The sequence below is a fragment of the Kosakonia oryzae genome, assembly GCF_001658025.2.
Classification (GTDB): domain Bacteria; phylum Pseudomonadota; class Gammaproteobacteria; order Enterobacterales; family Enterobacteriaceae; genus Kosakonia; species Kosakonia oryzae.
The window spans coordinates 2,959,516-2,982,252 of record NZ_CP014007.2; the positions used below are offsets into that span (position 1 = coordinate 2,959,516).

General features: G+C 54.0%; 20 protein-coding genes and 1 pseudogene. 13 read left to right on the forward strand and 8 right to left on the reverse strand.

The annotated features are described in order from the left end of the window. Positions 1-57: 57 nt before the first annotated feature. Both AWR26_RS14040 and AWR26_RS14045 read left to right on the forward strand, forming a co-directional pair. Positions 58-385, forward strand: a pseudogene (locus tag AWR26_RS14040) (DUF4113 domain-containing protein); the annotation flags it as partial. Between the two features lie 166 nt (positions 386-551). After that, positions 552-1,097, forward strand: a complete 546-nt coding sequence (locus AWR26_RS14045) for a hypothetical protein (RefSeq protein ID WP_064566747.1) — start codon at positions 552-554, stop codon at positions 1,095-1,097. Positions 1,098-1,157: 60 nt separating this feature from the next. Here AWR26_RS14045 and smrA read toward each other — a convergent pair whose 3' ends face one another. Continuing rightward, on the reverse strand, positions 1,158-1,721 hold the full coding sequence (gene smrA, locus AWR26_RS14050; protein ID WP_035889274.1) for a DNA endonuclease SmrA: 564 nt from the start codon (positions 1,719-1,721) through the stop codon (positions 1,158-1,160). Positions 1,722-2,250: 529 nt separating this feature from the next. Between smrA and ogt the strand changes: the two genes are divergently transcribed. From ogt to uspE, 3 genes are all read left to right on the forward strand, one after another. Next, positions 2,251-2,766 carry a methylated-DNA--[protein]-cysteine S-methyltransferase gene (gene ogt, locus AWR26_RS14055; protein WP_064566750.1) on the forward strand — a complete coding sequence of 172 codons (516 nt, stop codon included), beginning with the start codon at positions 2,251-2,253 and terminating at the stop codon, positions 2,764-2,766. A 208-nt stretch (positions 2,767-2,974) separates the two neighbouring features. Further along, entirely contained in the window at positions 2,975-3,727 is a 753-nt protein-coding gene (gene fnr, locus AWR26_RS14060) for a fumarate/nitrate reduction transcriptional regulator Fnr (RefSeq protein WP_139227885.1), read from the forward strand. A 146-nt stretch (positions 3,728-3,873) separates the two neighbouring features. Further along, positions 3,874-4,821, forward strand: coding sequence for a universal stress protein UspE (gene uspE, locus AWR26_RS14065; RefSeq protein ID WP_043953676.1), 948 nt, complete (start codon positions 3,874-3,876; stop codon positions 4,819-4,821). Between the two features lie 77 nt (positions 4,822-4,898). On the opposite strand, the gene AWR26_RS14070 is transcribed toward uspE, so the two are convergent. The 3 genes from AWR26_RS14070 to pntA all read right to left on the reverse strand — a co-directional run bounded on the left by AWR26_RS14070 (position 4,899) and on the right by pntA (position 9,044). Then, complete coding sequence (locus tag AWR26_RS14070; protein WP_064566754.1) at positions 4,899-6,008, reverse strand: mechanosensitive ion channel family protein; 1,110 nt, start codon at positions 6,006-6,008, stop codon at positions 4,899-4,901. A 107-nt stretch (positions 6,009-6,115) separates the two neighbouring features. Beyond that, on the reverse strand, positions 6,116-7,504 hold the full coding sequence (gene pntB, locus AWR26_RS14075) for a Re/Si-specific NAD(P)(+) transhydrogenase subunit beta (RefSeq protein WP_043953678.1): 1,389 nt from the start codon (positions 7,502-7,504) through the stop codon (positions 6,116-6,118). Positions 7,505-7,514: 10 nt separating this feature from the next. Next, the gene (pntA, locus tag AWR26_RS14080) at positions 7,515-9,044 is read right to left on the reverse strand and encodes a Re/Si-specific NAD(P)(+) transhydrogenase subunit alpha (RefSeq protein WP_064566758.1); all 1,530 of its coding nucleotides are present in this window, start codon (positions 9,042-9,044) and stop codon (positions 7,515-7,517) included. Between the two features lie 510 nt (positions 9,045-9,554). On the opposite strand from pntA, the gene ydgH reads away from it, so the two are divergent. Next, on the forward strand, positions 9,555-10,499 hold the full coding sequence (ydgH, locus tag AWR26_RS14085; RefSeq protein ID WP_064566762.1) for a DUF1471 family protein YdgH: 945 nt from the start codon (positions 9,555-9,557) through the stop codon (positions 10,497-10,499). A gap of 195 nt (positions 10,500-10,694) precedes the next feature. Further along, positions 10,695-12,077, forward strand: a complete 1,383-nt coding sequence (locus AWR26_RS14090; protein WP_064566765.1) for an amino acid permease — start codon at positions 10,695-10,697, stop codon at positions 12,075-12,077. Here the strand turns inward: AWR26_RS14090 and AWR26_RS14095 are convergent. Beyond that, complete coding sequence (locus AWR26_RS14095; protein WP_064566768.1) at positions 12,074-12,409, reverse strand: GlpM family protein; 336 nt, start codon at positions 12,407-12,409, stop codon at positions 12,074-12,076. The genes AWR26_RS14090 and AWR26_RS14095 overlap by 4 nt on opposite strands. A 127-nt stretch (positions 12,410-12,536) precedes the next feature. Here AWR26_RS14095 and rstA point away from each other — a divergent pair, with 127 nt between their 5' ends. The 3 genes from rstA to tus all read left to right on the forward strand — a co-directional run bounded on the left by rstA (position 12,537) and on the right by tus (position 15,579). Beyond that, positions 12,537-13,253 carry a two-component system response regulator RstA gene (gene rstA / locus AWR26_RS14100; RefSeq protein ID WP_064566771.1) on the forward strand — a complete coding sequence of 239 codons (717 nt, stop codon included), beginning with the start codon at positions 12,537-12,539 and terminating at the stop codon, positions 13,251-13,253. A 21-nt stretch (positions 13,254-13,274) separates the two neighbouring features. After that, positions 13,275-14,570 carry a two-component system sensor histidine kinase RstB gene (rstB, locus tag AWR26_RS14105; protein ID WP_064566774.1) on the forward strand — a complete coding sequence of 432 codons (1,296 nt, stop codon included), beginning with the start codon at positions 13,275-13,277 and terminating at the stop codon, positions 14,568-14,570. 79 nt (positions 14,571-14,649) lie between these two features. Next, entirely contained in the window at positions 14,650-15,579 is a 930-nt protein-coding gene (gene tus / locus AWR26_RS14110) for a DNA replication terminus site-binding protein (protein WP_064566776.1), read from the forward strand. On the opposite strand, the gene fumC is transcribed toward tus, so the two are convergent. Both fumC and fumA read right to left on the reverse strand, forming a co-directional pair. Then, positions 15,576-16,976 carry a class II fumarate hydratase gene (fumC, locus tag AWR26_RS14115; RefSeq protein WP_064566778.1) on the reverse strand — a complete coding sequence of 467 codons (1,401 nt, stop codon included), beginning with the start codon at positions 16,974-16,976 and terminating at the stop codon, positions 15,576-15,578. The genes tus and fumC overlap by 4 nt on opposite strands. A 162-nt stretch (positions 16,977-17,138) precedes the next feature. Next, a complete protein-coding gene (gene fumA, locus AWR26_RS14120; RefSeq protein WP_064566780.1) occupies positions 17,139-18,785 on the reverse strand; it encodes a class I fumarate hydratase FumA in 1,647 nt (548 codons plus the stop codon). A 198-nt stretch (positions 18,786-18,983) separates the two neighbouring features. On the opposite strand from fumA, the gene manA reads away from it, so the two are divergent. The 3 genes from manA to AWR26_RS14135 all read left to right on the forward strand — a co-directional run bounded on the left by manA (position 18,984) and on the right by AWR26_RS14135 (position 22,208). Beyond that, positions 18,984-20,162, forward strand: a complete 1,179-nt coding sequence (gene manA / locus AWR26_RS14125; protein WP_064566782.1) for a mannose-6-phosphate isomerase — start codon at positions 18,984-18,986, stop codon at positions 20,160-20,162. Positions 20,163-20,263: 101 nt separating this feature from the next. Beyond that, positions 20,264-21,802, forward strand: coding sequence for a YdgA family protein (locus AWR26_RS14130; RefSeq protein ID WP_064566784.1), 1,539 nt, complete (start codon positions 20,264-20,266; stop codon positions 21,800-21,802). 133 nt (positions 21,803-21,935) lie between these two features. After that, complete coding sequence (locus AWR26_RS14135) at positions 21,936-22,208, forward strand: hypothetical protein (RefSeq protein WP_064566786.1); 273 nt, start codon at positions 21,936-21,938, stop codon at positions 22,206-22,208. Positions 22,209-22,272: 64 nt separating this feature from the next. On the opposite strand, the gene AWR26_RS14140 is transcribed toward AWR26_RS14135, so the two are convergent. Next, the gene (locus AWR26_RS14140) at positions 22,273-22,521 is read right to left on the reverse strand and encodes a biofilm development regulator YmgB/AriR family protein (RefSeq protein WP_064566787.1); all 249 of its coding nucleotides are present in this window, start codon (positions 22,519-22,521) and stop codon (positions 22,273-22,275) included. Positions 22,522-22,737 lie beyond the last annotated feature (216 nt).

Below are 22,737 nucleotides of genomic sequence, written 5' to 3' on the forward strand. Positions count from 1 at the left end.
TAAATCGTCACGCAGTGTGCTGGCGCTCACGATTAAAGCGTGGAACAGGTCGAAGTTCAGCAGATCATCTGTAGCCGCTCATTTGGTCACCGCATCACTCAATATAACGATATGTATCAGGCGGTATGCGCCTATGCGGAGCGCGCGGTGGAGAAACACCGGGCTGAAAGAAAACGCTGCTGCGTAATAAGCGTTTTTATAAGCACCAGCTCACATGACGAAAATAAAACCTTCTGTGACTCGCAGGCCAGCGGCAGGCTGGCTGTTCCCACGAGGCACCGTCTGGTTTGCCGGGCAAGGCATTCAAAAAAGCTGGACCATGAAGCGGGAAATGCTATCGCCAGGTTATACAACACGCTACGTTGATATACCGATCGTCAAATAAAAAACGCTGCCGATAGATTCACACAGACGTTCTTTCAATCTATTTATTTAAGAGAAAAAAGACATAAATATTATTCTTATTAAGCGACAAAAATCATACTCTTTGTATTATTAAAAAGATTTGTGGATCTGAAAAATAATATTCACTACGTAATGGAGCTACTGAGATGAGAGTCGTCGTATTTCAAGGACAATATGGTATTTTTAAACGCGAAGGTTTAGACCTTTCTATGCCAGCGGTACAAAGTTGTTTGGGATTGTATGCATTATCCGATCAGCACGATTATCTGCTATGTGCGCATTTTGATACAGCTCTGGCGCTGCAACAGAACCTGGAAGATATTCAGTGCGCGCTGGAACAGAAAGGGATCGCGATGAAAAGCCTGCACGGTGTGGTTTTTGGCGGCGATGGAAAACAGAGTTACCTGCGCTGTTCTTCACCCAGTAGCGATATTGGCAATGCTATCGTTAATTTTATAAAAACCCGGGGCGGCACCGCTGAATATTCAGCCCAGTACTATTCCGGCGTTATTCCCCAAACATTTAATTTTTACTACAAACGACGTTACGGGATTACTGAAGGTCGAAACGCCAGAGATTTTATGGGCGGTCATCAGCAGGCCGAGAATATCGCCAGACAGCGGATAAAATTCAGACCGTCGGAGTATTCGCCAGCGCAGGCAAAAATGACGGATATTAGTCACTTATATTAATCAGCGGGTTCCGTGCAAAAACCCGCCAGCGAAAGGCAACATACAAATCACGCCAGACCCTCAGCGGCTGCGTTTGGCGTGGCGCTCCCAGTTATCCTGCTTTGCCTGCTCCGACTTACGCAACGCCACATAGCAGGCACCATTGCCACCGTGATGCGGCAGCGCCGCGCAAAAGGCCTGAACGTCATCAAACTCGGTCAGCCAGCGCGCCAGATAACTACGCACAATATTCGGATGCGAGCCATCTTCCCGCCCTTTGCCATGAATAATGAGTACATTACGCAAACCATCAAGCCGCGCCTGGTGCATAAAGCGGAACAGCATTTGACGGCATTGCTCAACCGGCTGGCGTAGCAGATTAAGGCTTGCCTGCTGGCTGTATTTCCCCTGCCGTAGCTTATCCAGCACGCCGTTCTGCAACCCTTCGCGTTTAAACTCCAGTGGCGTACCGAGAGGAATAATGTCAAGAAAACCGGTGGTGAGAAAATTATCGAGCTGCAGGGTGTCGATACGCTGCTGCGCGCGAGGATTAGGTGTTCGCTGCCAGTGTACATCTGCACAGCGCTTCAGGGGCTGAACGTCCTCCATGGCGTCAAGAAAAAGCGATTTGTCGTCAGGGTTCATCAGGCAGTCCTCCATCAACTTCTGCTTATGTACTATAACGGGCGTACAGCGCCCCCACAATGGCCCGCGAGGATTTACCTTAAGTCTGACAAACAGTTAATGCTTTCGCCTGTTTAATTGCAGTAAAAATAACCATAATAAATCTGCAAGTATTAATTGAACTTAACGCAAATTATTATCAAAGAAGCGACCTGGATTTTAGTTAAAATATCGTGAAATCAATCACCATTTCATGCTGGAAATATTTTTAAGCACCGCTATAACTATATTTACCGCACACGGAGGACACTGCAGGAAATAACGAAAGGAAGCGTCATTGTGTGTACTGTAGAGCCTGACGGATGTCGGCAGGCTCTATTTTTTTATCCCTGGAAAGAGATAATATATGATCTATTAAATAACGAGACATTCTCTGTTTATTATTTTGCTTCCCGCCTTGACATAGCGGAATAAACGTACTTTTGGGGTATGGTGGCACTGCAAGACGTCTGCTAGGATTGGCAAACTTTGCCGCGGATAAGGACGCCAAATGTTAACGTTACTTGAGGACAAAATATCCACCCCGCTTGGCCCGCTATGGATAGTGTGCGACGAAAATTTTCATCTGCGCGCCGTAGAGTGGGAAGAGCACAGCGATCGCATGAATAAGCTACTGGATATTCATTATCGCGGTGAAGGCTATCAGCGCATCGCCGCAACGGATCCTGGTGGATTAAGCCAGAAATTGCAGGACTACTTTGACGGCGATCTGGCTGTTATCGACACCCTCCCCACGGCGACCGCCGGTACCCCCTTTCAGCGCGAGGTATGGCAAGCGTTGCGCACGATCCCGTGTGGCCAGGTGGTGCATTATGGCCAGTTGGCAAAAACGCTGGGACGCGCAACGGCGGCGCGGGCGGTGGGAGCCGCCAATGGTTCAAACCCGGTCAGTATTGTCGTACCCTGTCACCGTGTCATCGGCAGCAATGGCACCCTGACCGGCTATGCGGGCGGCGTACAGCGCAAAGAGTGGCTGTTACGCCACGAAGGCTACCTGCTATTGTGAGAAAAAGCGCATAAAAAGGCTTCTTATCAGGAAGCATTGCGATAAAATCCTTAGCGAAGTGAAGGAATTTCAACGAGATGATGTAGATTCATCTTGTTGCTGCTTGCCCGCCTGTTTTAATAATCGTGAATTGACGTTTTACCAGGCTTACGTGCTCAAGAAAAAGATGTTAAAATTGACAAATATCAATTACGGCTTGAGCAGACCTATGATCCCGGAAAAGCGAATTATACGACGCATTCAGTCAGGCGGATGTGCAATCCATTGCCAGGATTGCAGCATTAGCCAGCTTTGTATCCCTTTTACTCTCAATGAGCACGAGCTGGATCAGCTCGACAACATTATTGAGCGTAAAAAGCCCATCCAGAAAGGTCAGACGCTGTTTAAAGCAGGGGATGAACTGAAATCGCTGTACGCAATTCGTTCCGGTACGATTAAGAGCTACACCATTACCGAACAGGGCGACGAGCAGATCACCGGGTTCCATCTGGCGGGCGATCTGGTCGGCTTCGACGCGATTGGTACCGCTCATCATCCCAGCTTTGCACAGGCGCTGGAAACCTCGATGGTCTGCGAAATCCCGTTTGAGACGCTGGACGATCTCTCCGGCAAAATGCCGAACCTGCGTCAGCAGATGATGCGTCTGATGAGCGGCGAGATCAAAGGCGATCAGGATATGATCCTGCTGCTGTCGAAGAAAAATGCCGAAGAGCGTCTGGCGGCGTTTATCTACAATCTCTCGCGTCGTTTTGCCCAGCGTGGCTTCTCACCGCGTGAATTCCGTCTGACCATGACCCGTGGCGATATTGGTAACTATCTGGGACTGACGGTAGAAACCATTAGCCGTCTGCTCGGTCGTTTCCAGAAGAGCGGAATGCTGGCGGTGAAAGGGAAATATATCACCATTGAAAACAGCGATATGCTGGCGCAGCTGGCTGGCCACGCGCGCAACGTCGCCTGAGTTTTTTCTCCTGCCTTCAGACCTTTTGCCGGACTGTGTAATTTTCGTGATTTATTGATCTGGCAAAAGGTTTTCCCTGTTTCATTCAGTGCTTATAGGTTATCTTTTATTTACAGACTGTGGTGACAGATGTAAGGAGACCCTGTATGGCTAAGTATCAAAACATGTTGGTCGCCATCGACCCTAACCAGGACGATCAGCCAGCATTACGGCGTGCTGTGTATTTGCATCAACGGATTGGTGGCCGCATTAAAGCCTTTTTGCCAATCTATGATTTCTCTTACGAAATGACCACCCTTCTGTCCCCCGATGAACGCACCGCTATGCGGCAAGGCGTTATCAGCCAGCGTACCGCGTGGATCCGTGAGCAGGCGAAATTCTACATTGATGCGGGCGTGCCGATTGAGATCAAAGTGGTGTGGCATAATCGTCCCTTCGAGGCCATCATCCAGGAAGTGATTTCCGGCGGTCATGATTTATTGCTGAAAATGACCCACCAGCACGATCGGCTGGAATCGGTGATTTTCACCCCAACGGACTGGCATCTGTTGCGCAAATGTCCTTGCCCGGTATGGATGGTCAAAGATCAGCCCTGGCCGGAAGGCGGTCGCGCCGTGGTGGCGGTCAATCTCGCCAGTGAAGAGCTATACCACAATTCGCTGAACGAAAAACTGGTCAAAGAGACGTTGCAGTTGGCCGAACAGGTCAACCATACCGAAGTGCATCTTGTCGGCGCTTATCCCGTTACACCAATCAATATCGCCATCGAACTGCCGGAATTTGATCCCAGCGTGTACAACGACGCGATTCGGGGTCAGCATCTGCTGGCCATGAAAGCGCTGCGGCAGAAATTCGGCATTGATGAAAAATTAACGCATGTAGAGAAAGGGTTACCGGAAGAGGTGATCCCGGACCTGGCCGAGCACTTACAGGCCGGGATTGTGGTACTGGGTACCATCGGGCGAACCGGGATTTCTGCGGCGTTCCTCGGTAATACAGCCGAACAGGTGATCGATCATCTGCGCTGCGACCTGTTGGTCATCAAACCGGATGATTACCAAAGCCCGATCGAACTGGACGAAGAAGACGATTAAATAAAAACCCGCCATGAAGTGAACCCCATTTGTTGACGTATTCAACGTTCGGGGTTCACTTCAGCAAGGCGGCTTTTTTATACTGCCTGTTCACCGCGTTGCTCAGCCGCCGGATTTTCTACCGCCAGCCCACCTTTTACCACCACACACGGCAGCGCCAGCGCGATCCCCTCTTCTGCCAGCTTTTCCATAATGCGGATATTGATTTCCTGCTGAATATCCATGTACTTGTTGTAATCCGCCGTGTTGACGATATGCACGACTTCAATATTCAGCCGATCGGCGGCGAATCCCTGAAAATGTGCGCGGTCAAACTTCGTTTCACCCACATCGGTAATGATGGCCCGCACCATTTCACTCACTTTCCGCAGTTTGTCCGGTGGCGTACTAACGGCCAGCCCGAAGGTGAAAACGATACGCCGCGTCTGCATGCGCTTATAGTTATGCAGCGTTTGTTGCAGCAAAATCGCATTGCCGCAGACGATTTGTTCGCCGCTCAGGCTGCGAATACGCGTGGTTTTAAGACCAATATGTTCAATGGTGCCGGCAACATCGTTAAACACCACGAAATCGCCAATTTCGAAGGGCTTATCGAAGCCAATGGAGAGCGAGGCAAAAACGTCGCTGAGGATAGTCTGCACAGCAAGCGCAATCGCAATACCGCCCACGCCGAGGCTGGCTACCAGCGCGGTGATATTGACCCCCGCGTTCGCCAGAATCGACAACAGCATGATGGTCCACAGCATCATGCGCAGTAACAAACCGGCAATCACCATGGTCACCGGGTTTCGGCTTGCGCCAGGCGTATACATCAAATGGCGCATCCACGACACCACGCCCTGATCAAGCCAGATGGCAATCTGAATCGCCAGCACTAAAAACCAGGCGTGTCCGAGGGTGTTAAACAGGCGGTCGGGGAGATCGATGAAACGCAGACTGAAGAGTAATGCAGCAATAAAGAGCAGAAATTGACTGGTACGGCTGAGCATATCAACCAGCACATGCTGCATTTTGCCAACACCGCGCTGTTTCTCGCTCCAGTTGTGCGCCCCCTTCATCACCATCTTCAGTAAGCGCGTAAACAGCCAGTAAACCACCAACGTGACCACTACCACTGTCGCCAGACCCGCCCAGAATGCGGGCGACATCAATAAGGATATAAAGTCAAAATGAGGCAAAAACGTCATCCTTCCTCCACATAAGAACATGAAGAAAGAAGTATAGTCGCTGTGCTCATACCGGTTACGGGCAAAAAAATACCGCTCCGGGGAGCGGTATTTATAAGCGGTATAACTTACAGCGCTTTCAGAATAGCATCGACGCTGGCTTTGGCATCGCCAAACAGCATCTGCGTATTCTCTTTGAAGAACAGCGGGTTCTGCACGCCAGCATAGCCGGTGTTCATCGAACGTTTGAAGACAATCACGTTTTGCGCTTTCCACACTTCCAGCACCGGCATCCCGGCAATGGGGCTCTTCGGATCGTCCTGCGCGGCCGGGTTAACGGTATCGTTAGCACCGATCACCAGCACCGTGTCGGTATCGGCGAAATCATCGTTGATCTCATCCATTTCCAGCACGATGTCGTATGGCACTTTCGCTTCCGCCAGCAGCACGTTCATATGGCCCGGCAGACGCCCGGCAACCGGGTGAATACCAAAGCGCACTTTCACGCCGCGCGCGCGCAGTTTTTCGGTGATTTCCGCCACCGGATACTGCGCCTGCGCCACCGCCATACCATAGCCCGGGGTGATGATCACCGAGTGCGAATTTTTCAGCAGCTCGGCTGTCTCTTCCGCGTTGATTTCGCGGTGCTCGCCCACTTCTTCATCACCGCCGGATGAAGAACCGTCGGTACCAAAACCACCGGCAATTACGCTGATAAAGGAGCGGTTCATCGCCTTACACATAATGTAAGAGAGGATCGCACCCGACGAACCGACCAGCGCACCGGTCACGATCAGCAGGTCGTTGCTGAGCATAAAGCCCGCCGCCGCCGCCGCCCAACCGGAGTAGGAGTTCAGCATGGAAACCACCACCGGCATATCCGCGCCGCCGATGGACGCCACCAGATGCCAGCCGAACACCAGCGCGATGATCGTCATCAGCAGCAGTGCCAGAACTTGCAGGCCGACGCTATCGGTACGCACAAACACCAGCAGCAGAACAAAAGAGACAACCAGCGCCGCAAGGTTCATTTTGTGACGATGCGGCAGCATCAGCGGTTTAGAAGAGATCTTGCCGCGCAACTTGCCGAACGCCACGATGGAACCGGTAAAGGTCACCGCACCAATAAAGATGCCAAGGAACACTTCGGTCAGATGAATGTTCACCAGCACCGGCGCCAGGCCCGCATCGTGGTACAGGTAGCTGTTAAAGCCGACCAGCACCGCCGCCAGACCAACGAAGCTGTGCAGCACCGCGACCAGTTCTGGCATCTCGGTCATTTCAACTTTCTTCGCCAGGCGAATACCGATCGCGCCACCGATGATCATGGCCACCAGAATCCAGGCAACGTTGCCGGTATCCGGGCCAAAGATGGTGGCGATCAGCGCAATTGCCATCCCGGCGATACCGAAGTTATTGCCCTGCTGGGAGGTTTCATGCTTAGAAAGCCCCGCCAGGCTGAAAATAAACAGGATCGCGGCAACAATGTATGCAGCAGTAACTAATCCTCCAGACATTTGTTACCCCTTAGTTCTTCCGGAACATTTTCAGCATGCGCTGAGTGACGGTGAAACCACCAAAAATATTAATGCTGGCAATCAGTACCGCAATAAAGCTTAAGAAGCTGACCCAGCCGCCATGGCCGATCTGCAACAGCGCGCCGACGACAATAATGCCGGAAATTGCGTTGGTTACCGACATTAGCGGCGTATGCAGCGCGTGCGACACGTTCCACACCACGTAGTAACCCACCACGCAAGAAAGCGCGAAGACAGTAAAGTGGCCGAGGAACTCTTTCGGCGCGACATCCGCCAGCCAGCCAAACAGAATAATTGCCAGCGCCATCAGCGCATATTTACGCCACGGCGAGACCGGTTTGGCCTCTTCTTTCGGCGCTGCTGCCGCTTTCGGCGCTGCCTGCGGCTGCGCGGAAACCTGAATCGGCGGAGCCGGCCAGGTGATTTCGCCGTCGCGAACGACGGTGACACCGCGCACCACGACATCATCAAAGTTGACCACTACGTTGCCGTCTTTTTCCACGCACAGCAGTTTCAGCAGGTTCACCAGGTTGGTGCCGTAAAGCTGGGAGGACTGCGTCGGCAAGCGGCCTGGCAGATCGGTGTAACCAATCACTTTTACGCCGTTGGCCGTGGTACTGATTTCATTCGGCACGGTGTATTCGCAGTTACCGCCGTTTTGCGCCGCCAGATCGACGATCACGCTGCCTGGCTTCATGGAATCGACCATTTCACGAGTAATCAGCTTCGGTGCCGGTTTGCCAGGGATAAGCGCGGTAGTGACGATGATATCGACATCTTTCGCCTGCGCGGCAAACAGTTCCATTTCCGCCTTGATAAAGGCTTCGGACATCACTTTTGCGTAGCCGTCGCCGCTGCCCGCTTCCTCTTCGAAATCGAGTTCAAGGAATTCGGCGCCCATACTTTGCACCTGCTCCTTCACTTCCGGGCGGGTGTCGAACGCACGGACAATCGCGCCAAGGCTGTTGGCGGCGCCGATGGCGGCCAGACCGGCCACGCCCGCGCCGATAACCATCACTTTTGCCGGCGGCACTTTCCCTGCCGCAGTGATCTGCCCGGTAAAGAAGCGACCAAACTCATGCGCGGCTTCAACAATGGCGCGGTAACCCGCGATATTCGCCATTGAGCTGAGCGCATCCAGCGACTGCGCGCGCGAAATACGCGGTACGGAATCCATCGCCATCACGGTCACGTTGCGCGCCGCCAGCTTCTCCATCAGCGCAGGATTCTGCGCAGGCCAGATAAAGCTGACCAGCGTCGTGCCTGGATTGAGCAGCGCGATCTCTTCATCGTCCGGCGCGTTCACTTTCAGGATCACGTCGGAATGCCAGACGTTGCTGCTATCGACTATCGTTGCCCCTGCCAGAGTAAACGCATCGTCATCAAAACTTGCCAGCTTGCCCGCGCCGCTTTCAACCGCAACGCTGAAACCCAATTTAAGCAATTGCTCGACCGTTTTCGGTGTCGCCGCAACGCGGGTTTCATTGGCCAACCGTTCTTTAGGTACACCAATACGCATAGTTTTCCCTTCCATCGGATTTAGATGATGGTTTGTCAGTCGTCCCGAAGGCGTTATACCTCTGTTTTCACAAAAGCCCCGGAAAATAAAACAGTAACAAACTTTCTATAACCTACTGAAAATAACGCCTGTGATCCACAGCCGAAAAAGAGAAATTGTGCTTTTATCCGCGAATATGAATGGTAGAGGGATTCTGGCAGGGTTATTTTCCTTAAATTCGCTATAACAGGCCGATATTCCGCTCAAGCGAAGCGGCAAAACACGATTAATCTCCAGCGAAGAGTCGCCATTTAACAATGTATTAACGTTAAAAGTTGTATGCTATATCGCTTTTGCTGGTCAAGCGTCTGTTTTTTCAACATATCACTAAAGGTTATCATTATTTGCCTCCTCACCGCACAGTCAGTGAAAAATGACGCAGACAGTAGCGCTGTTTAAATGCAATAATCACCGACGTTTTCCCAACAACAACACCAGTTTATGGTTTGCGCAAGGCGAAGGACTATTTTTATGAAGCTTAAGTACACCCTCCTGGCGTCAGCTCTTTTATCTGCCACAGTGATGACAGCGAACGCGGCCACGGAGTTAACACCGGAGCAAGCAGCGGCAGTAAAACCTTACGATCGCGTCGTCATTACCGGTCGCTTTAATGCCATTGGCGATGCCGTCGACGCGGCATCCAAACGCGCGGATAAAGAAGGCGCAGCGGCATTTTACGTTGTAGATACCTCTGATGCGGGCAACAGCGGCAACCAGCGCGTCACCGCCGATCTTTATAAAGCCGACGCACCAAAAGCAGAACGTCCGGCCTTCCGCGTGATCAACGGCGTAACAGAATTACCGAAAGATGTTGCCATCGCGCTTGAGCCGTACGATACCGTCACCGTTCAGGGCTTCTACCGCACGCAGCCGGAAGTTAACGACGCCATCACCAAAGCCGCCAGCGCAAAAGGCGCCGCGTCTTTCTATATTGTTCGCCAGGTCGATGCGAACCAGGGCGGCAATCAGATGATCACCGCTTTCATCTATAAAGCTGACGCCAAAAAACGCGTTATCCAGAGTGCCGATGCGATTCCGCGTGATTCCGAGGCGGGCCGCGCTGCGCTGGCTAAAGGCGGTGAAGAAGCGAAGAAAGTGGAAATCCCGGGCGTTGCCAGCGATGCAACTCCGGGCGTGGGCGTTGGCCGTTTCTTTGAAACGCAATCCACATCCGGCGGGCGTTACAGTGTCACGTTACCTGACGGCACTAAAGTCGAAGAACTGAACAAGATCACGGCTGCGCAGATGGTACCGTTCGACAGCATCAAGTTTACCGGCAACTACGGCAACATGACGGAAATCTCCTATCAGGTTGCTAAACGCGCCGCGCAGAAAGGCGCGAAGTATTACCACATCACGCGCCAGTGGTCAGAAAGCGGCAACAACATGACCATCAGCGCCGATCTCTACAAGTAAGCGCATTCCTGAATCAGGCGGCTACGGCCGCCTTTTTTTTCGCTTTTTTCCCGCTTTTTCGCAAAATTGTCACCGACAGCATTGCATGCCCTCACGACACTCCGTAAAATCCCGCGCCTCAGTGATATCCACCATATTTATGCGCCACGGCAAAATAATTATTCTGGATTAGCCGTATTTGTTGACAGGATAACAATGGAAAAAAAACTAGGCCTTAGCGCTTTAACTGCGCTGGTTTTGAGCTCCATGCTCGGCGCTGGCGTATTTAGCCTGCCGCAGAATATGGCGGAAGTCGCCAGTCCGGCGGCGTTGATCATCGGCTGGGCGATCACTGGCGCAGGAATACTGCTGCTCGCCTTTGCGATGCTGATTTTGACCCGTATCCGTCCGGATCTGGATGGCGGTATTTTTACCTACGCCCGCGAAGGGTTCGGCGAGCTGATCGGCTTCTGCTCGGCCTGGGGATACTGGCTGTGTGCGGTGATTGCTAACGTCTCTTATCTGGTGATTGTCTTTTCCGCGCTGAGTTTCTTTACCGATACTCCCACGCTGCGTCTGTTTGGCGATGGCAATACCTGGCAATCGATCCTCGGTGCGTCTGCGTTGCTGTGGATTGTTCACGCGCTGGTCCTGCGCGGCGTGCAGACCGCGGCAAGCATTAATCTCGCTGCCACGCTGGCGAAACTGGTGCCGCTTGGATTATTTGTCGTGCTGGCGGCACTGGCCTTTAACCTCGACAAATTCCGCCTGGACTTCAGCGGCATCGCGCTCGGTGTTCCCGTCTGGGAACAGGTGAAAAACACCATGCTGATCACTCTGTGGGTGTTTATCGGTGTGGAAGGCGCCGTAGTCGTCTCAGCCAGAGCGCGTAATAAACAGGATGTCGGTCGCGCCACTCTGCTGGCGGTGCTGGCGGCGCTGACGGTCTACCTGCTGGTCACCCTGCTTTCGCTCGGTGTGGTTCCACGTCCGGAACTGGCCGAAATGCGCAACCCATCAATGGCCGGGCTGATGGTCAAGCTGCTCGGTAGCTGGGGTGAAGTGGTGATTGCCGCCGGATTGATTATCTCCGTTTGCGGCGCATATCTGAGCTGGACCATTATGGCCGCCGAAGTTCCGCTGCTGGCGGCAACGCATAAAGCCTTCCCGCGGATTTTTGCGCAGCAGAATAAAAACAGCGCGCCAGCCGCCTCGCTGTGGCTGACCAACAGCAGCGTGCAGGTATGCCTGGTGCTGATCTGGCTTACCGGCTCGGATTACAACACGCTGCTGACCATCGCCTCCGAGATGATTCTGGTCCCCTACTTCCTCGTCGGCGCCTTCCTGCTGAAAATGGCCCGTCGCCCGCTGCATCAGGCGGTCGCCATTGGTGCCTGTCTGTACGGGCTGTGGTTGCTGTACGCCTCCGGGCCGATGCACCTGCTACTCTCCGTGGTGCTTTACGCCCCAGGCCTGCTGGTCTTTATGTATGCCCGTCGCACGCACGAAATGACCGACGCGCTGAAACAGCGGGAAAAAGCGCTGATCGGCCTGCTGCTGATTGCCGCTGTTCCGGCAACCTGGATGCTGGTGCGTTAATGGGTTCGGCTCCAGACAAAAATTAACAGCCAGGCGCTGAGGCACCAGCACAAGACTGCGCAGCCCAGCGCCGGCCAGACGCGCATCATACCGGTGAAATACCACAGCGACAGTAGATAGACAAAATAGGGAATGATCGCCCACATACCGAACACGATGGTAGTGCGCAACGCTTCCACGCCGCGCTCGGTCGCGACGATATAGTGGGCGATCAACGCAAAGGTCGGGAACAGGGGAATCAGCCCGGCAATATAGTAATTTTTTGTTTTTGCTAATACGCCGATCAACAGCACCACCAGCGCGCCCAGCGCGGCTTTAAAAAACAACCCCATAATTTTCCCTTTAATACTTTAACAACAACGACCTACAGCATAACTGAGCGCATATCGTTTAGAAAAGAGTAATGGCAGCTTACCGCAAGGCGGTGTATGTTTACGTTTTTATCGATAACACTGGCATATGAATAAGATCGTTTTTGTGGAAGACGACCCGGAAGTCGGCGCACTGATTGCGGCTTATCTGGGCAAACACGATATGGATGTCATTGTCGAACCCCGCGGCGATCGCGCCGAAGAGGTGATCGCCCGCGAGAAACCGGAGCTGGTGCTGCTGGATATTATGCTGCCGGGTAAAGATGGTATGACGCTGTGCCGCGACCTGCGAAGCCAGTGGAATGGCCCGATTGTGCTGCTCACCTCGCTCGACAGTGATATGAACCATATTCTGTCGCTGGAGATGGGCGCAAACGACTACATCCTCAAAACCACGCCACCTGCGGTGCTGCTGGCCCGGCTGCGGTTGCACTTGCGACAGCGCACTGGTGTCGCGGCGGAACCCGCGACCCCGTCGCTGAAGCAGCATAAAGCCATCAGCTTCGGCACGTTGTCGATCGATCCGGTTAACCGCCAGGTGATGTTGGCAGGCGAGCAGGTTTCGCTCTCAACGGCGGATTTCGAGCTGCTGTGGGAACTGGCAACCCACGCCGGACAGATCATGGACCGGGATGCGCTGTTGAAAAACCTGCGCGGCGTCAGCTATGACGGTATGGATCGCAGCGTTGATGTGGCGATCTCCCGACTGCGGAAAAAGCTGCTCGACAGCGCCACCGAACCTTATCGCATCAAAACCGTCCGTAACAAAGGCTACCTGTTCGCGCCGCACGCGTGGGACAACTGAAGCTCTTAACCAGGTGTCACGATGAAAAAACTGTTCGTCCAGTTTTACCTTTTGCTGTTCGTCTGTTTTCTGGTCATGACGATGCTGGTGGGTCTGGTTTACAAATTTACCGCCGAGCGCGCGGGACGTCAGTCGCTGGACGACCTGATGAAAAGCTCCCTCTATTTAATGCGCAGCGAACTGCGCGAGATCCCGCCGCATCAATGGGCCAAGACGCTGAAGGAGCTGGATCTGAATTTGTCGTTCAATCTGCGCATTGAACCGATGAATAAATTCACCCTTGAAGAACCCGCAGCCCAACGGCTGCGCGAAGGCGATATTGTGGCGCTGGATTCTGAATATACCTTTATCCAGCGCATTCCCCGCAGCCATTACGTGCTGGCTGTCGGCCCGGTGCCCTATCTCTTTTTCCTGCATGAGACGCGGCTGCTGGATATGTCGCTGATGGCGCTGATTGCCATCTCACTCGCTTTTCCGGTGTTTATCTGGATGCGCCCGCACTGGCAGGAGATGCTGCGGCTGGAATCTGCCGCGCAGCGTTTTGGTGAAGGCCATCTTGAGGAACGTATTCATTTCGACAGTAACTCCAGCTTTGAGCGGCTCGGCATCGCCTTTAACCAGATGGCCGATAACATCAATGCGCTGATCGCCAGTAAAAAACAGTTGATTGACGGTATTGCCCATGAGCTACGCACGCCGCTGGTCAGGCTGCGTTACCGGCTGGAGATGAGCGATAACCTGAGTGAAACCGAGCATGCGGCGCTGAACCGTGATATTGGGCAACTGGAAGCATTAATTGAAGAACTGCTGACCTATGCCCGGCTCGATCGCCCGCAAACCGAGCTGAAACTCACCACCCCGGATCTGCCCGCCTGGTTTCACAGCTATATGGATGATGCCCGTAGCATGAACCCGCAACACACGCTGTTGCTGAGCACCACGCCGGGTGAAGAGTATGGCGCGCTCGATATGCGTCTGATGGAACGCGTGCTGGATAATCTGGTAAACAATGCGCTGCGTTACAGCCAGCAAACCGTGAGAGTCACCTTACAGCGCCAGGGCTCGCAGGCCAGCATGACCGTGGAAGATGATGGTCCTGGTATTGCGCCCGAAGAGCGCCAGCGTGTGTTCGAACCTTTTGTCCGCCTCGATCCCAGCCGCGATCGCGCCACCGGCGGCTGTGGCCTGGGGCTGGCCATTGTGCATTCAATAGCCCAGGCGTTCGGCGGCGAAGTCAGCTGCTCGCAAAGCGAGTTGGGCGGCGCGCAATTTACTTTTAGCTGGCCCATCTACCACCACATTTCACTGCCCTCCTGAACCGCCGCGACACAGTAGCCGGATGCGGGCACCTGTGCTATAAATTCAAAAGTATGTTGTAACTAATGGAGAGACCAAAATGGCGGCGCTGGATCTTATCGAACGTCTGAACACCACTTTTCGTCAGCTTGAACATGAACTCGGCGCATTGAAAGCAGCGCTGGCGGAGTGCCGTCTGATGGCCGGGCGCGTCTTCACTTTGCCGGAAATTGCCAAAGGCGCGGAGCACGATCCCCTGTCAACTATTCACGTCAAACAACATATTGGCCGTCGCGCGGCAGAGCTGGCGCTCAACCACTACACGCATCTGTTTATTCAGCAGCAGTCGGAAAACCGCAGCAGCAAAGCCGCAGTGCGGCTGCCGGGCGTACTGTGTTATCAAACCAACGAGGCGACGCGTCAGGCGCTGGAACAGCGCATCAGCGCGATCAATTCGCTGAAACAGACCTTCGAACAGATTGTCGCCGTGGAATCCGGGCTGGTGCCCGCTGCCCGTTTTGAGTGGGTACATCGTCATTTACCGGGTCTGATCACCCTCAATGCCTACCGCACGCTGACGCTGATTCATTCTCCCGCTACCATCCGTTTCGGCTGGGCCAATAAGCACATCATCAAAAACCTCACCCGCGATGAGGTGCTGGCACAACTGGAGAAAAGCCTGAAATCGCCGCGCGCTGTTTCCGCCTTCACGCGGGAGCAGTGGCTGGCGAAAGTCGAACAGGAGTACAACGATATTGCCGCACTGCCCAAACAGGCGCGGCTGAAAATTAAACGTCCGGTGAAGGTACAGCCGATTGCGCGCATCTGGTATTCCGGTTCGCAAAAGCAGGTGCAGTACGCCTGCCCGACACCGATGATTGTGCTGGTTTCAGAGGAAAATGGCGGGATGGTGCCGGATATTGGCGAACTGCTGGATTACAACGCCGACAATATACAGCACCGTTTCAAACCGCAGGCGCAGCCGCTGACGCTGTTGATCCCACGGCTGCACCTCTATCTGGCGGGTTAATCCTGTTTCATGCTGCCGACCATCGACTCCGGGCGTACCCAACTGTCAAACTCGGCCTCGGTCAGATAGCCGAGCGCCAGCGCCGAGGCTTTCAGTGTCAGCCCCTCTTTATGGGCCTTTTTGGCAATTTCTGCCGCTTTGTCGTAACCGATATGCGTATTCAGCGCCGTCACCAGCATTAACGACTCATTGAGCAACTGATCGATACGCGCACGATTGGGCTCAATACCCACCGCACAATGCGCGTTGAAGCTCTCCATTCCGTCCGCCAGCAAACGCACCGATTGCAGGAAATTATGGATAATCAGCGGGCGGAACACATTCAGCTCGAAGTTGCCGGATGCGCCGCCAATGTTGATCGCCACATCATTGCCCAGCACCTGGCTGCACAACATGGTCATCGCTTCGCACTGCGTCGGGTTAACTTTGCCCGGCATGATCGAGCTACCGGGTTCGTTTTCCGGAATGGCGATTTCGCCGATGCCGCAGCGCGGACCGGAAGCCAGCCAGCGCACATCGTTAGCGATTTTCATCAGCGATGCCGCCAGCCCTTTTAACGCGCCGTGAGCCTGCACCAGCGCATCACAGGTGGCCAGCGCCTCAAATTTATTGGGCGCGGTGACAAACGGTTGTTGCGTGAAACTCGCCAGCTCTTTCGCCACTCGCTCTGCATATTCCGGGTGCGTATTCAGCCCCGTGCCTACCGCAGTGCCGCCCAGCGCCAGCTCGCTTAAGTGCGGCAAACTTAATTCGATATGCTTCAGGTTGTGTTCCAGCATCGCAACCCAACCGGAGATCTCCTGGCCAAGCGTCAGCGGCGTGGCATCCTGTAAATGAGTGCGGCCGATTTTCACGATATCAGCGAAAGCGCGGGATTTCTCCGCAAGCGTGTTTTTCAGCACCTGCAATTGCGGCAGCAGATGTTCGCGCACGCCAATCACCGCCGCAACATGCATTGCGGTAGGAAAAACGTCATTGGAGCTCTGGCTTTTGTTGACGTCGTCGTTGGGATGAATTTTGCGATCCATACCGCGCACGCCGCCGAGGATCTCGCTGCCGCGATTCGCCAGCACCTCGTTCATGTTCATATTGCTCTGCGTGCCGGAGCCAGTCTGCCAGATGGCGAGCGGAAACTCATCGGGATGTTTCCCCGCCAATACTTCATCTGCCGCCGCGATAATCGCGCGGGCCTTCTCTTCAGGCAACAGCCCCAGATCCTGGTTCACCTTCGCCGCTGCACGCTTGGTCAGCGCCAGCGCGTGGATCAGCGAGACCGGCATCTTCTCGGTGGAAATGCGGAAATGCTCCAGCGACCGCTGGGTTTGCGCTCCCCACAGTTTATCGGCCGGAACATCGATGGCGCCCATCGAATCTTTCTCACTGCGATGCGTTGTCATTACTTTCTCCTTGGCTACAAAGTGGTGTTGAGTGCTGACATTGCTCACCTGCAAACAAGTAAAAGTATTGATGCTATTTATGATGTTGTTTACTGCTTTGTGCTGAAACCGGTCTGCCGGATCATCATGGAAACAAAAAACCGCCCCTCGGGGCGGTCTGAATTATTTCACACAGCGGGCACACTGGCCGGACTGGATCTGCTGGAAGAAGTCGTTACCTTTGTCATCGACAAGGATAAAGGCCGGGAAATCCTCCACTTCAATCTTCCAGATGGCTTCCATTCCCAGCTCCGGATAAGCCACGCACTCCAGATGCTTGATGCTGTTCTGCGCGAGAATAGCCGCCGGGCCGCCAATGCTGCCAAGGTAAAAACCGCCATGTTTATGGCAGGCATCCGTCACCTGCTGGCTGCGGTTGCCTTTCGCCAGCATGATCATGCTGCCGCCCTGTGACTGCAACTGATCGACGTAGGAATCCATCCGCCCTGCGGTGGTTGGGCCGAGGGAACCCGAGGCGTAACCTTCCGGCGTTTTCGCCGGACCAGCGTAATAAATCGGGTGATTTTTCACGTACTCCGGCAGATGCTCGCCGCTGTCCATCAGCTCTTTCAGTTTCGCATGCGCAATATCGCGCGCGACAATGATCGTACCGCTGAGCGACAGGCGCGTGGAGACCGGATACTGCGACAACTGCGCCAGGATCTCTTTCATCGGACGGTTGAGATCCACTTTCACCGCCTCGCCTTCGCCCGCCTGGCGCAGCGCTTCGGGAATGTATTTGCCAGGATTCTGCTCCAGCCGCTCCAGCCAGATCCCGTCACGGTTGATCTTGCCTTTGATGTTACGATCGGCCGAACAGGAAACGCCCATCCCCACCGGACAGGATGCGCCGTGGCGCGGCAGACGGATCACGCGAATATCATGGGCAAAGTATTTGCCGCCAAACTGCGCGCCCAGACCGAGATTCTGCGCTTCCACCAGCAGTTCCTGCTCCAGTTGCACATCGCGGAATGCCTGGCCGTGCTCATTACCTTCCGTCGGCAGCGCGTCGTAATATTTGGTTGACGCCAGTTTGACCGTTTTCAGCGTCGCTTCCGCCGATGTACCGCCGATCACGAACGCAATGTGATAAGGCGGACATGCAGCCGTCCCCAGAGTGCGCATCTTCTCAACAAGGTAATTTTTCAGCTTCGCCGGGGTGATCAGCGCTTTGGTTTCCTGGTAGAGATAGGTTTTATTGGCCGAACCGCCGCCCTTGGCAATACACAGGAACTTATATTCATCGCCATCCACGCTGTAGAGATCGATCTGCGCCGGCAGGTTAGTGCCGGTGTTGACCTCTTTGTACATATCCAGCGGCGCATTCTGCGAATAGCGCAGGTTATCGTTGATAAAGGTGTTATAGACGCCACGGGCCAGCGCCGCTTCATCACCGCCGCCGGTCCATACGCGCTGCCCTTTTTTACCCATGATAATCGCCGTGCCGGTATCCTGGCAGGTCGGCAAAACGCCGCGCGAGGCAATCTCAGAGTTGCGCAGGAACTGCAGTGCGACATATTTATCGTTTTCGCTGGCTTCGGGATCGTCGAGAATAGCGGCAACTTGCTGCTGGTGCGCCGGGCGGAGTAAAAATGCGGCATCGTGGAAGGCATGTTGCGCCAGTAACGTCAGCGCCTGCGGGTCAACTTTGAGGATTTGCTGGCCGTCAAACTCGGCAACAGAAACATAGTCACGGCTGAGCAGATAGTATTCGGTTTCGTCCTTTCCGAGTGGGAAAGGATCCTGATAGTAAAAGGGTTTATTCGACATTGTTCTCTCACTTACGGCACGATCTGGTTATTGTTCAGGCAGCCATTCCCTCTGCCTGTGTTAAAGCGAGTTACCATATCCTACACAATTTTTTAACAAAAACTGAGACTAATACGACTTTTTATCCCCACAGGTTACTTCTGCCGGGTTTGTTGCTTTAATGACGCCAGAATTTCATTACTTAGAAAGGGCTTGATAATGCAAAAACTCATCAACTCGGTGCAGAACTACGCCTGGGGAAGTAAAACTGCGTTAACGGATCTCTACGGCGTGGCGAATCCGCAAAACCTGCCGATGGCAGAGTTGTGGATGGGCGCACACCCGAAGAGCAGCTCAAAAGTGCAGGACGCCAGCGGTCAGACCCGCGCGTTGCGTGAGGTGATCGAGCAGGACAAAAACCGCCTGCTCGGCCAGGCGGTGGCAGAGCGTTTCGGTGAACTGCCATTTTTATTTAAAGTGCTGTGCGCCGACCAGCCGCTGTCGATTCAGGTTCATCCCAACAAGAAAAACTCAGAAATCGGCTTTGCCAAAGAGAACGCCGCAGGCATTCCGCTGGACGCCGCGGAACGTAACTACAAAGATCCGAACCATAAGCCGGAACTGGTGTTCGCCCTGACGCCGTTCCTGGCTATGAATGCCTTCCGCGAGTTCTCCGACATTGTCTCGCTGCTGCAACCCGTCGCGGGCGCGCATCCGGCTATCGCCCACTTCTTGCAGGCGCCAGGCGCGGAGAGATTGAGCGAGCTGTTTGCCGCGCTGCTCAACATGCAGGGTGACGAAAAATCCCGCGCGCTGGCGGTGCTGAAATCCGTGCTGGAAGAAAAACAGGGCGAGCCGTGGCAGACGATCCGCACGATTGCTGAATTCTACCCCGATGACAGCGGCCTCTTCTCTCCACTGCTGCTCAACGTAGTGAAACTGAATCCAGGCGAAGCGATGTTTCTGTTCGCCGAAACGCCGCATGCCTATCTGCAAGGCGTAGCGCTGGAAGTGATGGCGAACTCTGATAACGTTCTGCGCGCCGGATTAACGCCGAAATACATTGATATTCCGGAACTGGTGGCGAACGTCAAATTCACACCGAAACCAGCCGCCACGCTGCTCACCGAACCGGTGCGCCAGGGCGCGGAGCTGGATTTCCCGATCCCGGTTGATGATTTTGCGTTCTCGCTTCACGATCTCTCTGCCGCTGAAACCACGCTGGCGCAGCAGAGTGCGGCGATTGTCTTTTGCGTCGAAGGCGAAGCGGTGCTCAGCAAAGGCAGCGACCGCCTGGTACTGAAACCCGGCGAGTCGGCATTCATTGCTGCTGATGAATCGCCAGTCGCCGTCCGCGGCACCGGAAGAGTGGCGCGCGTGTTCAATAAACTCAACTAAGTTACTGAACTTTTTAATAAGGATTGCTAAGCTTGCAGTAACCTATTTCGACAGTCCAGGCGGCCACCACCGCCTGGCTTCATTTTTTATGGATAAACACTATGAAAAAAACGTTGGTTGCCGCAGGGATCATTGTTGCACTGGGTGTCGTCTGGACCGGCGGTGCCTGGTATACGGGAAAACAGCTTGAAAGCCGTCTGGCAGAGCTCGTGAACGACGCCAATGCGCAGATTAAGCACAACGCGCCGGAGGCCAACGTCGAGCTTTCCGCGCAGGATTATCAGCGCGGCCTCTTCTCCAGCCATTTTACGCTGCATATCAAGCCAGTTGATGGCACCACCAATACCTGGCTGAAACCGGGCCAGAACATTGTTCTGCAAGAAACCGTCGATCACGGCCCTTTCCCGCTGGCGCAGCTTAAGTCGTTCAGCCTGGCCCCGGCAATGGCCTCCGTACATACGCAACTGGTTAATAACGATGTCACCAAAGCGCTGTTCGACATCGCCAAAGGGGAATCGCCGTTTTATGCCGAAACCCGCATTGGCTACGGCGGCGATACGCGCAGCGATATTACTCTGCTCCCGCTCAGCTCAGAAAAAGAGGGCGAGAAAGTCGCCTTCAGCGGCGGCCAGTTCCGTTTCAGCGCGGATAAAGATGGCAACGCGCTCTCCCTGAGCGGAGAGGCGCAGAGCGGGCTGGTTGATGCGGTGAATGAGTACGGCCAGCGCGTGCAACTGTCATTTAACCAACTGAAAACCGACGGCAAAAGCGAAATCGCGGCTTTTGATGAGCGCACCGGCAGCCAGAAACTCTCGCTCGATAAGCTCTCTATTTCGGTGGAAAACAAAGAGCTGGCCGTGCTGGAAGGCATGAACTTAACGGCCAAATCCGACGTGGCGGATGACAAGAAAAACATCAACAGCCAGCTCGATTACACCCTTAACAGCCTGAAAGTTCAGGGCCAGGATCTGGGCAGCGGCAACCTGACGCTAAAAGTGGGCCAGATCGACGGCCAGGCGTGGCATCAGTTCAGCGAGCAGTACAATGCGCAGACGCGCGCGCTGATGGCGCAGCCGGAAGTGGTGCAAAACCCGGAACTCTACCAGCAAAAAGCGACGGAAGCCTTCCTCAATGCCGTACCGTTGCTGCTGAAAGGTGAACCGGTGATTACCGTTGCGCCGTTAAGCTGGAAAAATGCCAAAGGCGAAGCCACCTTCAATCTGTCACTGTTCCTGAAAGATCCCTCCACTGCTACCGGCGCGCCGCAAACGCTGGCCGACGAAGTGGATCGCACGGTGAAATCGCTGGATGGCAAACTGGTGATCCCTGTGGACATGGCGACTGAACTGATGACCCAGGTCGCGAAACTGGAAGGTTATCAGCAGGACGAAGCCGCGAAACTGGCTAACCAGCAAGTTAAAGGGCTGGCGGCGATGGGCCAGATGTTCCGTATCACCACGCTTGAGAACAACAATATTCTCACCAGCCTGCAATACGCGAACGGTCAGGTGACGCTGAATGGCGAAAAAATGCCGCTCGACGAGTTTGTCGGTATGTTTGGTCTGCCGTCGCTTCAGCCTGCGCAGCCGGACGACGCCGTTCCTCCGGTGCCGGAAGTACCAGCAGCGCCGCAGCAGTAATCCCTAACCCCTCTGCGGAGGGGTTAATTTTTGCCAGACAGCCACATACTTCTCCGCATCAACGTGTACAACTCATACAGTGCAGTGATATATATTTCAGGTTCCTGCCAGGCCGCTGATTTTGTGAGGCTGAATGCGTAAAAAGCCGTATGAAGATCTTGTCGATACAGTGCTGAAAGACGCCGTGATGGCATTGCTGGAGTCAGAGAGTCGCCTCTCTTTCGCCGCGCTTGTGCAGCAGCTCCAGCAGCAACTGCAGGTAGCGGGTGATGATGAACGACGCCACGCGCTTCAGGCGGCCATCCATGCCGTCTACCACTACCAGAGCAACACGAACACTACGCGCCGCAGCAACCCGTTTTCCATAAGCGGATTTTCATCAGAAAATACTCTGCCCAGACATTAATCCTGCAGGCAAAAAAACGCCTTCGCGGCAGGCGAAGGCGAATCGAGGACGCACCTTTTTTTGATCACAGATCGTCGGGCGTTTTCTGCACGACCAGTTCTAATGCATTGCGATAGATATCCTGTCTGACCACATCATCTTCTGTTTCCAGCAGCCCGATGAGCGCCAGAATCAGATGCTTATTACTGACCTCTATATTATTTAACCGCAGGTTATGCATGATATCGTGGATTATTTCCTTTTCCGCTTCATAAGTGCGTACATCTGCTCCGAAATACGCATTAAGTTGCTCTTCTGTGGTTGTCGTCTGCATAGTAATCCTGAATAAAAAAGAGAGCCCGGCCTCCACGGTATGGCGGGAGGGTTCTGATTCGACAATAAAAAATAGTCACGCTTTTTCGCCTGTGCAACTTATTGCATAACAATTTTTTATCTATTTCTCTGGCGACAATTTTTTACCGGTACAAATTTCCCCCACCAGAATTGAAACCCGTTTCGCTTAGGGCTTCTGCGCCACGGCGTCTATAAA

Excerpts from the sequence above, each read along its gene's own strand:
- AWR26_RS14045 (WP_064566747.1), top strand. The coding sequence starts at position 552 with ATGAGAGTCGTCGTATTTCAAGGACAATATGGTATTTTTAAACGCGAA.
- smrA (WP_035889274.1), bottom strand. The coding sequence starts at position 1,721 with ATGAACCCTGACGACAAATCGCTTTTTCTTGACGCCATGGAGGACGTT.
- ogt (WP_064566750.1), top strand. The coding sequence starts at position 2,251 with ATGTTAACGTTACTTGAGGACAAAATATCCACCCCGCTTGGCCCGCTA.
- fnr (WP_139227885.1), top strand. The coding sequence starts at position 2,975 with ATGATCCCGGAAAAGCGAATTATACGACGCATTCAGTCAGGCGGATGT.
- uspE (WP_043953676.1), top strand. The coding sequence starts at position 3,874 with ATGGCTAAGTATCAAAACATGTTGGTCGCCATCGACCCTAACCAGGAC.
- AWR26_RS14070 (WP_064566754.1), bottom strand. The coding sequence starts at position 6,008 with ATGACGTTTTTGCCTCATTTTGACTTTATATCCTTATTGATGTCGCCC.
- pntB (WP_043953678.1), bottom strand. The coding sequence starts at position 7,504 with ATGTCTGGAGGATTAGTTACTGCTGCATACATTGTTGCCGCGATCCTG.
- pntA (WP_064566758.1), bottom strand. The coding sequence starts at position 9,044 with ATGCGTATTGGTGTACCTAAAGAACGGTTGGCCAATGAAACCCGCGTT.
- ydgH (WP_064566762.1), top strand. The coding sequence starts at position 9,555 with ATGAAGCTTAAGTACACCCTCCTGGCGTCAGCTCTTTTATCTGCCACA.
- AWR26_RS14090 (WP_064566765.1), top strand. The coding sequence starts at position 10,695 with ATGGAAAAAAAACTAGGCCTTAGCGCTTTAACTGCGCTGGTTTTGAGC.
- AWR26_RS14095 (WP_064566768.1), bottom strand. The coding sequence starts at position 12,409 with ATGGGGTTGTTTTTTAAAGCCGCGCTGGGCGCGCTGGTGGTGCTGTTG.
- rstA (WP_064566771.1), top strand. The coding sequence starts at position 12,537 with ATGAATAAGATCGTTTTTGTGGAAGACGACCCGGAAGTCGGCGCACTG.
- rstB (WP_064566774.1), top strand. The coding sequence starts at position 13,275 with ATGAAAAAACTGTTCGTCCAGTTTTACCTTTTGCTGTTCGTCTGTTTT.
- tus (WP_064566776.1), top strand. The coding sequence starts at position 14,650 with ATGGCGGCGCTGGATCTTATCGAACGTCTGAACACCACTTTTCGTCAG.
- fumC (WP_064566778.1), bottom strand. The coding sequence starts at position 16,976 with ATGACAACGCATCGCAGTGAGAAAGATTCGATGGGCGCCATCGATGTT.
- fumA (WP_064566780.1), bottom strand. The coding sequence starts at position 18,785 with ATGTCGAATAAACCCTTTTACTATCAGGATCCTTTCCCACTCGGAAAG.
- manA (WP_064566782.1), top strand. The coding sequence starts at position 18,984 with ATGCAAAAACTCATCAACTCGGTGCAGAACTACGCCTGGGGAAGTAAA.
- AWR26_RS14130 (WP_064566784.1), top strand. The coding sequence starts at position 20,264 with ATGAAAAAAACGTTGGTTGCCGCAGGGATCATTGTTGCACTGGGTGTC.
- AWR26_RS14135 (WP_064566786.1), top strand. The coding sequence starts at position 21,936 with ATGCGTAAAAAGCCGTATGAAGATCTTGTCGATACAGTGCTGAAAGAC.
- AWR26_RS14140 (WP_064566787.1), bottom strand. The coding sequence starts at position 22,521 with ATGCAGACGACAACCACAGAAGAGCAACTTAATGCGTATTTCGGAGCA.